Annotated in this window: 13 protein-coding genes; 7 read left to right on the plus strand and 6 right to left on the minus strand. The window is 69.7% G+C overall.

Annotated elements, in window-relative coordinates:
- Nucleotides 1–31 precede the first annotated feature (31 nt).
- Entirely contained in the window at nt 32–886 is an 855-nt protein-coding gene (locus tag AB0I77_RS30795; protein WP_363285999.1) for an SDR family oxidoreductase, read from the minus strand.
- A gap of 89 nt (nt 887–975) precedes the next feature.
- Here AB0I77_RS30795 and AB0I77_RS30800 point away from each other — a divergent pair, with 89 nt between their 5' ends.
- The 3 genes from AB0I77_RS30800 to AB0I77_RS30810 all read left to right on the plus strand — a co-directional run bounded on the left by AB0I77_RS30800 (nt 976) and on the right by AB0I77_RS30810 (nt 2570).
- Nucleotides 976–1374: a helix-turn-helix domain-containing protein gene (locus AB0I77_RS30800; RefSeq protein ID WP_363286000.1), complete on the plus strand. Its 399-nt coding sequence runs from the start codon at nt 976–978 to the stop codon at nt 1372–1374.
- 227 nt (nt 1375–1601) lie between these two features.
- Nucleotides 1602–2165, plus strand: coding sequence for a DUF6082 family protein (locus AB0I77_RS30805; protein ID WP_363286001.1), 564 nt, complete (start codon nt 1602–1604; stop codon nt 2163–2165).
- Between the two features lie 147 nt (nt 2166–2312).
- Nucleotides 2313–2570, plus strand: a complete 258-nt coding sequence (locus tag AB0I77_RS30810; protein WP_363286002.1) for a hypothetical protein — start codon at nt 2313–2315, stop codon at nt 2568–2570.
- Between the two features lie 164 nt (nt 2571–2734).
- Here AB0I77_RS30810 and AB0I77_RS30815 read toward each other — a convergent pair whose 3' ends face one another.
- From AB0I77_RS30815 to AB0I77_RS30835, 5 genes are all read right to left on the minus strand, one after another.
- Entirely contained in the window at nt 2735–3814 is a 1080-nt protein-coding gene (locus AB0I77_RS30815) for a 2-oxoacid:ferredoxin oxidoreductase subunit beta (RefSeq protein ID WP_363286003.1), read from the minus strand.
- Nucleotides 3807–5735, minus strand: coding sequence for a 2-oxoacid:acceptor oxidoreductase subunit alpha (locus AB0I77_RS30820; protein WP_363286004.1), 1929 nt, complete (start codon nt 5733–5735; stop codon nt 3807–3809). The genes AB0I77_RS30815 and AB0I77_RS30820 overlap by 8 nt, the downstream gene beginning before the upstream one ends.
- 215 nt (nt 5736–5950) lie before the next feature.
- Nucleotides 5951–6649 (minus strand): response regulator transcription factor, encoded by a 699-nt coding sequence (locus tag AB0I77_RS30825; RefSeq protein WP_363286005.1) that lies wholly within the window; start codon nt 6647–6649, stop codon nt 5951–5953.
- A 387-nt stretch (nt 6650–7036) separates the two neighbouring features.
- Nucleotides 7037–8401, minus strand: coding sequence for a sensor domain-containing protein (locus tag AB0I77_RS30830; RefSeq protein WP_363286006.1), 1365 nt, complete (start codon nt 8399–8401; stop codon nt 7037–7039).
- 131 nt (nt 8402–8532) lie between these two features.
- Complete coding sequence (locus AB0I77_RS30835; protein WP_363286007.1) at nt 8533–9738, minus strand: sensor domain-containing protein; 1206 nt, start codon at nt 9736–9738, stop codon at nt 8533–8535.
- Nucleotides 9739–9962: 224 nt separating this feature from the next.
- Between AB0I77_RS30835 and AB0I77_RS30840 the strand changes: the two genes are divergently transcribed.
- From AB0I77_RS30840 to AB0I77_RS30855, 4 genes are read left to right on the plus strand one after another with little or no spacing between them, the layout of a single operon-like run.
- Nucleotides 9963–10457, plus strand: a complete 495-nt coding sequence (locus tag AB0I77_RS30840) for an NADH-quinone oxidoreductase subunit A (RefSeq protein WP_363286008.1) — start codon at nt 9963–9965, stop codon at nt 10455–10457.
- Entirely contained in the window at nt 10448–11098 is a 651-nt protein-coding gene (locus AB0I77_RS30845; RefSeq protein ID WP_363286009.1) for an NADH-quinone oxidoreductase subunit B family protein, read from the plus strand. Before AB0I77_RS30840 ends, AB0I77_RS30845 begins: the two co-directional genes overlap by 10 nt.
- Nucleotides 11095–13011 (plus strand): NADH-quinone oxidoreductase subunit C, encoded by a 1917-nt coding sequence (locus AB0I77_RS30850; RefSeq protein ID WP_363286010.1) that lies wholly within the window; start codon nt 11095–11097, stop codon nt 13009–13011. Before AB0I77_RS30845 ends, AB0I77_RS30850 begins: the two co-directional genes overlap by 4 nt.
- Complete coding sequence (locus tag AB0I77_RS30855) at nt 13008–13976, plus strand: complex I subunit 1 family protein (protein ID WP_363286011.1); 969 nt, start codon at nt 13008–13010, stop codon at nt 13974–13976. Before AB0I77_RS30850 ends, AB0I77_RS30855 begins: the two co-directional genes overlap by 4 nt.

Here is a 13976-nt window from a genome sequence, read left to right on the forward strand (position 1 = left end):
CAGCCCAGGCGCAAGCCCTTATATGGCTTTGTCAGCCCTTGAGCGCGACCGTGATCGCCTCGGCGAGCGGCGTGGTCGGACGCCCGGTCAGCCGGGAGAGGTCGCCGCTGGACACGACCAGCTCGCCCTTCTCTATGGAGGCGTCCACGCCGGCCAGGGTCGCGGCGAGCGGCTCGGGCAGCCCGGCGCCGGTCAGGATGCCGATCAGGGCGTCGACCGAGACCGGGCTGTAGGCGATCTCCTTGCCGGTCTGCCGGCTCAGCTCGGCCGCGTACTCGGCGAAGCTCCACGCCTCGTCGCCGCCCAGCTCGTACGTCTTGTTCTCGTGCCCCTCGCCGGTCAGTACGGCGACGGCGGCCGCCGCGTAGTCGGCACGCGAGGCGGAGGAGACCCGGCCCTCGCCCGCGGCGGCCAGGACCGCGTTGTGCTCCAGCACCGGGGCGAGGTTCTCGGTGTAGTTCTCGTGGTACCAGCCGTTGCGCAGCAGCGCGTACGTCACGCCGGAGGCGAGGAGCGCCTCCTCGGTGCCCCGGTGGTCGTCGGCGAGGGCGGCGGACAGGCTGCCGGGGGCGCTGGTGTAGGCGAGGAGCGCCACACCGGCCGCCTTGGCGGCGTCGATCACGCCCTTGTGCTGCTGGACACGGCCCTTGTCGAACTCGTTGCCGGACACGAGCAGCACCTTGTCGCCGGCCGCGAAGAGCCCGTCGAACGTCTCCGGGGCGTTGTAGTCGGCCACTGCGATCTTCACTCCGCGGCCCGCGAGGTCGGCGGCCTTCTCCGGGGTGCGGACGACGGCGGTGATCTGGTCCGCCGGAACCTTCTCCAGCAGCTGCTCCACGACGTGGCGGCCCAGGTGTCCGGTTGCTCCGGTGACGACGATGCTCATGATCAGAACTCCTTGTGGGGTGCGATGTCGCTAACCATAGGGGGTGCGCTAACTCAGCGAAAGTACCCACTTTGAAGTAAGGTACCGACATGGCCGTAAGTGATGTGATGACAGCCGGGGCGACGAACGGCGAGGCGATGTGCCCGCACCGCCTGGTCCTGGAGCATGTGACGTCCCGCTGGGGCGTCCTCGTCCTGATCGAGCTGCTCGATCGCCCCTACCGCTTCAGCGAGCTGCGCCGGGCCATCGGCGGCGTCAGCGAGAAGATGCTGACCCAGACCCTCCAGACCCTGGAGCGCGACGGCCTCGTCCACCGCGACGCCAAGCCGGTCATCCCCCCGAGGGTCGACTACTCCCTGACCGACCTGGGCCGCGAGGCGGCCGAGCAGGTGCGCGCCCTCGCGCTGTGGACGCAGGAGCGGATGGGGGAGGTGCAGAAGGCGCGGGAGGGGTACGACGCGCGGAAGCGGGGCTCTGAGCAGGGCTGAAGCACCGGGCCCCAGGCGCCTGAAGGAGTGCGCACGGCGCCAGGGGGCACACATATGTCAGGGCGTTGGTCGACATGCGAGACACGTCCTTCCATGCGCCCCCTCTCCGCCTCCCACGCCGACTTCAGTCGCCCGGCACGCTGGATGCGGAGTGCCACACCCACCGTGCCCCACCCGTGGTGCCGCCCTTCGGTGCACGGTTACCGGATCCAGGGGGATGCCTTGACATGGCCACACAGAAACGGGCCGCGCGCAGTATCGGTTCTGCGGCAGTCGCGGGGCTCGGCCTGATGCGGGCGTTCTTCGCCCGCGGCACCCGCCGCCGAGCCCAGGAGGAGCTCCTGGCCCAGTTGCTCCAGCAGCTCACGCTGATGACCGAGGAGATCCGCCGGGCGAATCTGATCCAGCAGTACCGCCTCACTGTGGACCAGTTGGACCGGATGGTCGACGACCCGTCCCTGGCGGACGCCGCGAGCACGCTGCCCGGGCTCTCCGAGGGCAGACGGCGTCAGATGATCTTCGCCAACAGGCAGTACGGCAACTTGCTGCTGACCTATCGCGTCGGTGTGTGCGAGTGGGACGAACTGCTCGGTCACTTACGCGTGTTGTGCAGAAACGCGTCCTTCGCCGAATACTGGGACCGCACGGTCGAGCACCGCAAGAGCCTTCCGGCGGATTCGGTGGAAGCGCGGGTCGGTGCCGCCGTGGACATCATGCTGGAGGAGCTGGCGGACGACCCCGACGAGTGGTGGATCGTGGGGCCCCCGCCGTCTGCCGAGCCGACGTCCTGATGCGGTCGTCAATGCATGGCCTGTCACTCCTGCAAACGGAGGTAATTTCCGCGAAATCCGGGCCGGGAGAAGGTGATCTTGGTAGCCTGTGCGGGCTTCGCTACCCCGTCCTGGTGGATAGCTTTCCGGTCCTAGAGAAGGCTCCGAGTGCCCCGCGAAATCCCTGCTCTCAGCGTTGTCCGCCGCATCGGAGACTCACCCAAGGTACGGGGTAGCCAAACCGCCGAAACCTGTCCGGACGTCTTCGAGTTGAGCGACGGCAGTTTCGCCGTCATCGGCACTGAGTCCACCGCCGCCCTGGACCCGCTCCTCCCCCCGGATGCGGCGCGCGCCGATTACGAGCGGATCGTTGTGATCGACCGCGAGACCCTCATCCGTGCGAAGCGGGACATTCCCGACGTCTGACGCCGGGGGCGGGCGCCTCGCGTGAGGCATCCACCCGTGCGCCCCCTTTCCGCCTCCCGCGCAGGCTTGTGCCGAGCGGGACATCCCGGACGCATCGCTCGTGCGGAGGGCCTGGGTCGCGTCGCGTACCCAGGCCCTCACGTGTCGCGCGCCGGTCGGCCCAGTCAGCCGACGACTGTCCAGGTGTCCCCGCCGGCCAGCAGCGCCGCCAGGTCCCCCTTGCCGTTCTGCTCGATGGCCGTGTCCAGCTGGTCCGTCATCTGCGTGTCGTAGACGGGGCGTTCCACGGAGCGCAGGACGCCGATGGGGGTGTGGTGCAGGGTGTCGGGGTCGGCCAGGCGCGACAGCGCGAACGCGGTCGTCGGGGACGCGGAGTGGGCGTCATGGACGAGGATGTGATCCTCGTTCTCAGGTGTCACCGTGACGACCTTCAGGTCGCCGGTGGCCGGATCCCGTACGACGCCCCGCGCACCGTCCGCCCCGAAGCGGATCGGCTGCCCGTGCTCCAGGCGGATCACCGCTTCCTGTGCCTGCTGCCGGTCCTTGAGGACCTCGAAGGCGCCGTCGTTGAAGATGTTGCAGTTCTGGTAGATCTCGATCAGGGCGGTGCCCTTGTGGGCGGCGGCCTGTCGCAGTACCTCAGTGAGGTGCTTGCGGTCGGAGTCCACCGTCCGCGCCACGAAGGACGCCTCCGCGCCGATCGCCAGCGACACCGGATTGAAGGGCGCGTCCAGCGAGCCCATCGGCGTCGACTTGGTGATCTTCCCGACCTCGGAGGTCGGGGAGTACTGGCCCTTCGTCAGGCCGTAGATGCGGTTGTTGAACAGCAGGATCTTCAGGTTCACATTGCGGCGCAGGGCGTGGATCAGGTGGTTGCCGCCGATGGAGAGCGCGTCGCCGTCGCCGGTGACGACCCACACCGACAGGTCGCGGCGCGAGGAGGCCAGGCCCGTCGCGATCGCGGGCGCGCGGCCGTGGATGGAGTGCATGCCGTACGTGTTCATGTAGTACGGAAAGCGGGAGGAGCAGCCGATGCCGGAGACGAAGACGATGTTCTCCTTGGCCAGGCCCAGCTCGGGCATGAAGCCCTGGACCGCCGCGAGGATCGCGTAGTCACCGCAGCCGGGGCACCAGCGCACTTCCTGGTCGGACTTGAAGTCCTTCATGGACTGCCTGCCCTCGGCCTTGGGGACGAGCGAAAGCGCTTCGATCGTGCCCGTGCCTTCCGTGGACGTCTCAGCCATCGATGGCCTCCTTGAGAGCCGTGGCGAGCTGTTCGGCCTTGAACGGCATGCCGTTGACCTGGTTGTACGAGTGGGCGTCGACCAGGTACTTCGCCCTGACGAGGGTGGCGAGCTGACCGAGGTTCATCTCGGGGATCACCACCTTGTCGTAGCGCTTCAGGACGGTGCCGAGGTTCTTGGGGAAGGGATTGAGGTGGCGCAGATGGGCCTGCGCGATGGACTCGCCGGCCGTGCGCAGCCGCCGTACCGCCGCGGTGATCGGTCCGTAGGTCGAACCCCAGCCCAGGACCAGGGTGCGCGCGCCGTGCGGGTCGTCGACCTCGATGTCGGGGACGTCGATGCCGTCGATCTTGGCCTGGCGGGTGCGGACCATGAAGTCGTGATTGGCGGGGTCGTAGGAGATGTTCCCGCTGCCGTCCTGCTTCTCGATGCCGCCGATGCGGTGCTCCAGGCCCGGCGTGCCCGGAATCGCCCAGGGACGGGCGAGGGTCTGCGGGTCGCGTTTGTACGGCCAGAAGGTCTCGGTTCCGTCGTCCAGGGTGTGGTTGGGGCCCTGGGCGAACTGCACGCGCAGGTCCGGCAGTTCGTCCACTTCCGGGATGCGCCAGGGCTCGGAACCGTTGGCCAGATAGCCGTCGGACAGGAGGAAGACGGGGGTGCGGTACGTCAGCGCGATGCGCGCCGCCTCCAGGGCCGCGTCGAAGCAGTCGGCCGGGGTGCGGGGGGCCACGATGGGGACCGGGGCCTCGCCGTTGCGGCCGTACATCGCCTGGAGCAGGTCGGCCTGCTCGGTCTTGGTCGGCAGGCCGGTGGACGGCCCGCCCCGCTGGATGTCGATGACCAGCAGCGGCAGCTCCAGGGAGACGGCCAGCCCGATGGTCTCGGACTTCAGCGCCACCCCCGGCCCGGACGTGGTCGTCACGGCCAGCGAGCCGCCGAAGGACGCGCCCAGTGCCGCGCCGATTCCCGCGATCTCGTCCTCCGCCTGGAAGGTGCGCACCCCGAAGTTCTTGTGCTTGCTCAGCTCGTGCAGGATGTCCGAGGCCGGGGTGATCGGGTACGAGCCCAGGAACAGCGGCAGATCGGCCTGGCGCGAGGCGGCGACCAGGCCGTACGACAGGGCCAGATTCCCGGAGATGTTTCTGTACGTGCCGACCGGGAAGGCCTTCGCGGCCGGGGCGACCTCGTAGGAGACGGCGAAGTCCTCGGTGGTCTCCCCGAAGTTCCAGCCGGCGCGGAAGGCGGCGATGTTGGCCGCCGCGATGTCGGGCTTCTTGGCGAACTTCGCCTTGAGGAACTTCTCGGTGCCCTCGGTGGGCCGGTGGTACATCCACGACAAGAGGCCGAGCGCGAACATGTTCTTGCTTCGCTCGGCCTCTTTACGAGTGAGGTCGAAATCCTTGAGGGCCTCCACCGTCAGTGTGGTCAGGGGGACCGGGTGGAGGTGGTAGCCGTCGAGCGAGCCGTCCTCCAGAGGGGAGGCGTCGTACCCGACCTTCTGCATCGCCCGTTTGGTGAACTCGTCCGTGTTGACGATGATCTCCGCGCCGCGCGGCAGGTCGGCGATGTTGGCCTTGAAGGCGGCCGGGTTCATCGCGACCAGGACGTTGGGCGCGTCGCCCGGGGTGAGGATGTCGTGGTCGGCGAAGTGCAGCTGGAAGGAGGAGACACCGGGGAGGGTGCCGGCGGGGGCGCGGATCTCGGCAGGGAAGTTCGGCAGCGTCGACAGGTCGTTGCCGAAGGATGCCGTCTCCGAGGTGAAGCGGTCACCGGTGAGCTGCATACCATCACCCGAGTCCCCCGCGAACCGGATGATCACTCGGTCCAGGCGGCGGACGTCCTTCGTCCCTGCCGCTTTGCGCTGCTCTCCTACGACGGTTCCGTCGGCCTGCTCCGCTGGGCTACTGACCTGGCTGGTCACTGATCTGGACCTCCCTAGAGGCGGCTGTCCGGGAGTAGCCTTCCCTCAGGCACTCCCAGGATCAACCCTACGACTGTAAGGGTCGCCTTCCTTCGGCCATTCGCATGATGGACATGGCTTTGAGACGCTTCGGCACCCGACTTGTCACGATTTACCCGCCCTCCGGCGCTTCCTTTGGAGACGCTCCTCTTCGTTCCTCGGTTCTCGCTCGCTCATCACGAGTTCAGGTAGGTGAGGACCGCCAGCACGCGCCGGTGGTCCCCGTCGCTCTGGGACAGCCCGAGCTTCAGGAAGATGTTGCTGACGTGCTTCTCGACGGCTCCGTCGCTCACCACCAGCTGCCGCGCGATCGCCGAATTGGTCCGGCCCTCGGCCATCAGCCCCAGAACCTCCCGCTCCCTGGGGGTGAGTCCCGCGAGGACGTCCTGCTTGCGGCTGCGGCCCAGCAGCTGAGCGACGACCTCCGGGTCCAGGGCCGTACCGCCGTCGGCCACGCGCACCACCGCGTCCACGAACTCACGCACCTCCGCTACCCGGTCCTTGAGTAGATAGCCGACTCCGTGGCTGGATCCCGCCAGCAGCTCGGTGGCGTACCGCTCCTCCACGTACTGCGACAGGACGAGTACCCCGAGACCGGGATGCGCCTTGCGCAGCTGGACCGCGGCTCGGACGCCCTCGTCGGTGTGCGTCGGCGGCATCCGTACGTCGGCGACCACGACATCGGGCAGCTCGCCCTGTGCGTCCAGCTCCGTGATGGTCTTGATCAGCGCTTCCCCGTCCCCGACCCCGGCGACGACCTCGTGCCCGCGGTCGGTCAGCAACCGGGTCAGGCCCTCCCTGAGCAGCACTGAATCCTCGGCGATGACCACCCGCACCCTGTCCTCCACAATTCTTGGCCCCCGAACCCCTGTCATCGGACCGCACCCGGCCCCTCCCCGTCCCATGGCCCCTCAGTATCCCGCGATCGACGCTTCCCCACCGGGCCTGTGGACAGACTGCCCGGCCATGTTCCGACTTCCCGGGCGCGAGGGAGTCGTCTTCCGGCCAGATACCCGGCGAGCGTTTGCTCTCCGGGGGCGAGAGGGGTGTGGGCACTTTGGGGCGGGGCGGGGCGGGGCGGGCGGAGCGGGAGGTGATGAGGTGACGGTTGGGTGGGAAGGAGTCATATGGGCCGGAGGGTGCGTGTGCGTCCAGGTGTGGGTGTGCGTGCGAGTGGTGTGGTGCGAGGGGTGCGCGTGCGTGCCGGCGTGGGTGTGCATGCCAGGAGTAGGTGTGCGCAGGGCGACTGGCGTCCTTCGGCGCTACACGGCCCGCCAAGGGAGTTCGGCCGTCACCCGGGTCGGTCCTCCGACCGGCGAGTCCACCACCAGGATTCCGTCCACCGCGTCCAGCCGCTCGGCAAGGCCGGCCAGCCCCGAGCCGCTGGAGGTGTCCGCACCCCCGATCCCGTTGTCCACGACCTGGAGCATCAGCCGGTCCTCCACCCGCCACACGTCCACCGCGGCCCACGTGGCCTGTGCGTGCTTGCTGATGTTCTGCAGCAGCTCCGACACCGTGAAGTACGCGATCCCCTCGATCGCCGGCGCCGGCCGTGACGGCAGGTCCACCTCCACCTGTACCGGCACCGTGCAGCGCGAGGCGATCGAGGAGAGGGCGGCATCCAGTCCGCGGTCCGTCAGCACGGCGGGATGGATGCCCCGGGCGAGGTCCCGCAGCTCCCGCAGCGCCGTCTTCACCTCGCCGTGCGCCTCGTCCACCATCCGCACGGCCTCCTCCGGATCCTCCGTCAGCTTCTCCTTCGCCAGGCCCAGATCCATGGCCAGCGCCACGAGCCGCGCCTGCGCGCCGTCGTGCAGGTCGCGCTCGATGCGCCGCAGGTCCGCTGCGGCCGTGTCGACCACGACCCCCCGGTCCGACTCCAGCTCCACCACCCGCGCCGACAGCCGCGTCGGCCCGAGCAGCCCGTGCACCATCAGCCGGTCCACCGTCGTCAGCGCCCGCACGATCCACGGGGTGGCCAGTGTGAACAACAGCCCCACCAGCGCGGTCACGGTTATCTCGAACGGGTTGTCGAGGTAGATGTGATGGCCCTCGTCGCCGTACAGCTGTATCCCGTCCTGCCCGCCGTACATCGGGAAGAGCCAGAACCATGCCGGGTACGTCATCAGCGTCCACCCGAGTGACCAGAAGGTCACAGCGATGATGAAGGAGAAGACCGCCCACGGCAGGTGCACCATCGCGTACAGCATGGCCCGCCACGAGGCGCCGCTCTTGAGGACGGCCCCCATCCAGGCCATCGCGCCGCGCTTCTTCATCCGCAGCGGTTCCGGGTCGGCCACCTCGAGCCCCAGCAGCCCGCGGGCCCGGGCCCGCTCCAGCGCTCCGAACCCCCGCAGACCGGCCAGCCCCGCCGCCAGCACCGGAATTCCGAGGAACGTCACAAGCAGGCCCACACCGAGCGCGACCATCACGACGGCGTAGGTGAACAGCAGGACGCTGATCGGCAGGCTCAGCAGCACATAAGCGAGCTCGCCCCAGCTGCGCGCCTCGAACGGCGCCCGCAGCCCGGCGGGCAGGCGGTGCCGCCGCCCGCCGTCACCGGCACCCGCCTCGCGGAACCCGGGGCCGCGGTATTCCCCGTAGCTCTGTTCGTACTCCGTGGCCATCGGCGTTGTCTCCTCGTCCTGCGGCTGTGCCGTCGTACCTCAACACTGCTCGCCCGCCGACCCGCCGACCATGGAGTCCGTCGGCGTCTTGGCCGGGGGGTTTTCCCTACCCCGGGGGCCACGGCAGGACCTCAGCGCCCGTCCGTCCGGTCGCGCCACGGCAGCTCCGCAGTGATGACGGTCGGGCCGCCCGGAGGTGAGTCGATGACGAACAGTCCGTCGACGGCGTCCAAGCGGTCGGCGAGGCCCCGCATACCCGTACCGCCGTCCAGATGCGCGCCGCCACGGCCGTCGTCCCACACCTGGATCAGCAGCCGGTCGTCACTCCGCCACACGTCCACCGACGCGGACCTCGCCCCGCTGTGCTTGCTGACGTTCTGCAGCAGCTCCGAGACGGTGAAGTACGCGATGCCCTCGATGGCCGCGACCGGTCTGGAACCCAGGTCGGTCGTCACCTTTACCGGCACCGTGCACCGCGAGGCGATCGAGGAGAGGGCGGCATCCAGTCCGCGGTCCGTCAGCACGGCGGGATGGATGCCCCGGGCCAGGTCCCGCAGCTCCCGCAACGCGAGCTTCACCTCGCCGTGCGCCTCATCGACCATCGCCGCCGCGTACTCCGGGTCTTCCAAGAGCTTCTCCTTGGCCAGGCCCAGCCCCATGGCCAGATTGACCAGCCGGGCCTGCGCGCCGTCGTGCAGGTCGCGCTCGATGCGCCGCAGGTCGGCGGCGGCCGTGTCGACCACGACCCCCCGATCGGACTCCAGCTCGACGATCCGCCGCTCCAGCTCATCGGAGGGCGACAGCAGACCGCGCACCATCGCCCGGTCGGCGTTGGTCAGGCCCCGCGCGATGAACGGCAGCACGGGCCACAGCACGAACAGCGAGGTCAGCGTGATGGCGAAGGTGAAGACGCCCCAGGGCAGGCGGATGAACTCGTACAGCACCGTGCGCCAGCCGACCGGGTCCTTCACGCCCATCCACAGTTGCTGGAAGAACCCCTCACCGCTGCCGCGCAACGGCAGCGGGCTCGGCTCGTCCACCCGCACCCCGAGCAGCGCTCTGGCCCTCTTCCGCTCCAGCTTGCCCAGCTGTCGTGCGCCCAGCAGTCCGGCCGCGAGCAGCGGGAGCCCGATCACCGTGACGGTCAGCCAGAAGCCGACGAACAGCACCGTCACGACGTAGACGAATCCGATCAGCGCCACCGGCAGGTTCGCCAGGAGGTGCGCGATCTCCTTCCAGGTGCCACGGTCGTAGGCAAGACGGGCCGGTGGCGGTTGGTCGCTGTCCGCGAAGCCGGTGTTTTCGGCGTGGCTCGTGGGCGAGAGGCGTTCGGTCATACGGGTAGCGTGCCGCGCGGCGCACCGCCGCGCCATGAGGTGGACCGCCACGATCCACTGGGGAAAACCCCACCCCGGCTACCTGCGGTATATCCCAACGCGTGACGGGCTGCTTACCGTGTCTTTAGCAGGGCCTAGACTCCCGTGCGTACAGATCGTCGAACGACACCGTTCGCGAGGCTCACGAAGTTCACCAGGCCGAGGTCAGGGAGCGAGGGACGGACGTGCCGGGACCGACCGTCGTCGATTCGAACGTCGTCGATTCGACCGTCGTCGTTGCGGCGGACCATTTCCAGTCGCATTCGACGGACCGGTTCTCGCTTTCGGCTGGCCAGTTCCAGCCATATGCGGCGGACTACTTCCAGTCGTATTCGGTCGTCGGGCTGCTCGCCGTCGTCGGCGTCCTGTTCGTCGCCGTGGCCTTCGGCGCCGGGCGCCTACTGCGTCCTGTGGTCCCCACACCCGAGAAGCTCCTGACCTACGAGTGCGGTGTCGACCCCGTCGGCGAGGGCTGGGCGCACACCCAGGTCCGCTACTACGTCTACGCCTTTCTGTACGTGATCTTCGCCGTCGACTCGATCTTCCTGTTCCCCTGGGCCACGGTCTTCGCCGCCCCCGGCTACGGCGCGACGACGCTCGTGGAGATGTTCATCTTCCTCGGCTTCCTGGCCGTGGGCCTGCTGTACGCCTACAAGAAGGGGGTCCTGGCATGGACGTGACGCCAGAAGTGACTCCTTCCGAGCACGAGCACGAGCTTGAGCCCGAGCCGGTGTACCTGCCGGAGCCGAAGCGGCTGGGTGCCTTGGCCCGCCTCGCTCCCGAGCCGATGAAGGTCGTCCTGAACTGGGGCCGCCGCTACTCGCTCTGGGTCTTCAACTTCGGCCTCGCCTGCTGCGCGATCGAGTTCATCGCCGCGTCGATGGCCCGCCACGACTTCATCCGCCTCGGTGTGATCCCCTTCGCGCCCGGCCCGCGCCAGGCCGATCTGATGGTGGTCTCCGGGACGGTCACGGACAAGATGGCGCCGGCCGTGAAGCGCCTCTACGAACAGATGCCCGAGCCGAAGTACGTCATCTCCTTCGGCGCGTGCAGCAACTGCGGCGGCCCGTACTGGGACTCGTACTCCGTGACGAAGGGCGTCGACCAGATCATCCCGGTCGACGTCTACGTCCCCGGCTGTCCGCCCCGTCCCGAGGCACTGCTCCAGGGGATCCTGAAGCTCCAGGAGAAGATCGCGCGGGAGTCGCTGGGGGAGCGGTACGGGGTCGGCACGGCGCGTCCTTCGGCGGCGGCGCTGCAGAGCGGCCTGGTGCAGCCGCCCGGCGCGGCTTCGGGCTCGGGGTCGGGTGAGGGCCGATGACCACGGTCGGCTGGCTCCCCGTCCCCGTCGAGGAACTCTTCGGTACGGAGGCCACGGCCGAGGAGTCGTACGAGGTCCTGACGGTCGACGTACCGCCGACGGCCTGGATCTCCGCCCTGGAGACCGCCCGCGACCAGTTGGGCTGCACCTACTTCGACTGGCTGAGCGCGGTCGACGAACCGGGCACGGGCTTCCGTGTCTCGGCGCATGTCGTGGCGCTGTCTCCGGTACGACGGCTGATGGTGCGCACGACGGTTCCGCACGAGGCCCCCGCCCTGCCGAGCGCGGTGGACGTGTTCGCGGGCGCGGCCTGGCACGAGCGCGAGACGCATGAGATGTTCGGCGTCGTCTTCGAGGGCCACCCCGCCCTGGACCACCTCCTTCTGCCGGAGAGCTTCGAAGGCCACCCGCTGCGCAAGGACTTCGTCCTCGCGTCCCGCGTCGCCAAGGCCTGGCCCGGCGCGAAGGAGCCGGGGGAGCCTGCGGCGGGTGCGGCACACGGTGGCCCCAAGCGTCGCCAGATGCTCCCTCCCGGGGTCCCCGACCCGAACGAATGGGGCCCTCTGAAGGGCCAGCTGCCGCCGGCCCCGGCACGTCCGGCCCGGGGCGCGGCCCGCGCGGCGGGCGACCGTCCTGCCCGAGCGGCGGGCGAGCGCCCGGCACGCGCGGCAGGAGACCGGCCGGTACGTCGCACTCGTACGGCGGCGGAGGGGTCGGCGAGCCAGGCGGGGAGTGCGCCGGGGGTGGCCTCTCCCGCTGAGGGTGCGTCTCCCGCTGGGGGTGCTTCGGCCTCGGGGGCTTCCGCTGCTGATGCTTCGACTGGAGGGGCTTCGGCTTCGGCTGCTCCGGCCGCAGGTGCCTCGGCTTCGGAGGGTCCGGCTGCTTCGGAGGGTCCGGCTGTGGGTGCTTCGGCTTCGGATGCCCTCGCTTCGGGGGCGCCGGCTCCGGGAGTGCCGGATTCGGCTGCTTCGGCTTCGGGCGCCGCCGCTTCGGATGCCGCCGCTTCGGACGTTTCGGCTTCGGACGCTCCGGCGGGTGCACCGAGCGTGGAGGCTCCGGCTGCATCGAACGCGCCGCGCCGGGCGCGTACGGCGGCCGAGGGCTCGGCCAGTCAGCAGACGGGGGCGGGCCCCGGTACGGGTGCGACGCGCCGTGCGCGCGGTGCGGGTGACGGCTCTGCGTCGCAGCGCGCGGGGGGTGCGGACGCGGCGGGTTCGGATGCGGCGGGGGCGGCGGGTTCGGGTTCGGGTGCGGCGGGGGCCGGGGGTCAGGACAGCCCGACTGCTCCCGATGTGCCGGCTGCTCCAGCCAGGGCTGCCAGGGCTGTCAGCTCTGCCGGTCCAGCCGGTGCCCGGCGTGCGGGTAGCGCTTCGGAGGGGGCGGACTCGCAGCGGGTCCAGACTCCGCCAACCGAGGACCGTCCCGCCCGTCCCGCCGAGAGCCCTCGCAGCCCGGACGCCCCCTGGCACCATGCCCGCCCAGCTTTCGACGAGCCGGAGGCGAAGCCGAGCGCGGCGACGGAGGCGAGCCCGGCGGCAGAGCAGCGGTCGGCAACGGACGCGAGCCCGACTACGGAGGAGCAGCCGACGGCGGAGCCGAACCCCACAGCGGAGCCCAGCCCCGCACCGGAGCGGCCGTCGACAGCTCGGTCGAAGCCGTTCGTCGAGAAGTCGGAGTCGGAGTCGGAGTCGGAGTCGGAGCCGGCAGCAGTACCGGAGACAGCCGAGCCCCCCGAGCCCGCCGAAGAACCGTCGGATGAAGTCGAGCCGCCTCCACAACCGTCGCCCGGTGCCGGTCGCCATGGCGCCGGCAATGGCGTTGGCACCGGCGACGCCGGTCCGGCCGCACCTGAAGACCCGACCGCCGAATGCCCGCCCACGAGCCCCGAAGACCCCTCAGGAGGCCCGCAGTGAACGACGCTCTCGACGTCGCCCTGCGACTCCTGATCGTCTTCGTCGTCTTCCTCACCTTCCCCCTGATCATCGGTCAGACCGAGCACAAGGTCATGGCCCACATGCAGGGGCGTCTCGGCCCGATGTACGCCGGCGGTTTCCACGGCTGGGCCCAACTCGTCGCCGACGGCGTGAAGTTCGCGCAGAAGGAAGATGTCGTACCCGCGGGCGCGGACCGTCGTATCTTCCAGCTCGCCCCCGCCGTGGCCCTCCTCCCGTACCTCTTGGTCCTCCTCGCCATCCCGATCGGCCCGGGCGAGGGCGCCGTCGGCGAGGTCGTCGACGCGGGCATCTTCTTCGTCCTGGCCGTGATGGGTGTCGGCGTCCTCGGCTCGCTCATGGCGGGATGGGCCTCGGCCAACAAGTTCTCCCTCCTCGGCGGCCTGCGCACCGCCGCACAACTCCTCGCGTACGAACTCCCGATGCTCCTCACCGCCGCCTCGGTAGCGATGGCGGCGGGCACGGTCTCCCTCCCCGGCATCGTCGACGCCTTCCAGTGGTGGTGGCTGCCCTGGCAGATCGTCGGCGCGATCGTCTTCTTCGTGGCGGGCCTCGCCGAACTCCAGCGCCCGCCCTTCGACATGCCGATCGCCGACTCGGAGATCATCTTCGGCGCGTACACCGAGTACACCGGCCTCCGCTTCGCTCTGTTCCTCCTCGCCGAGTACGCCGGAATCGTCGTCCTGTGCGGCCTGACCACCGTTCTCTTCCTGGGTGGCTGGCACGGCCCGTGGGGCGCGGACGGCCTCGGCTGGGTCTGGACCCTGCTGAAGACAGCGGTCCTCGCCTTCGTCGTGATCTGGCTCCGTGTCACCTACCCCCGCCTGCGCGAGGACCAGCTCCAGAAGCTCGCCTGGACCCTCCTCGTCCCCCTCTCCCTCGCCCAGATCGCCCTCACCGGCATCGTCAAGGTGGTGATCCAGTAA

Source organism: Streptomyces sp. NPDC050619, from assembly GCF_040654815.1.
Classification (GTDB): domain Bacteria; phylum Actinomycetota; class Actinomycetes; order Streptomycetales; family Streptomycetaceae; genus Streptomyces.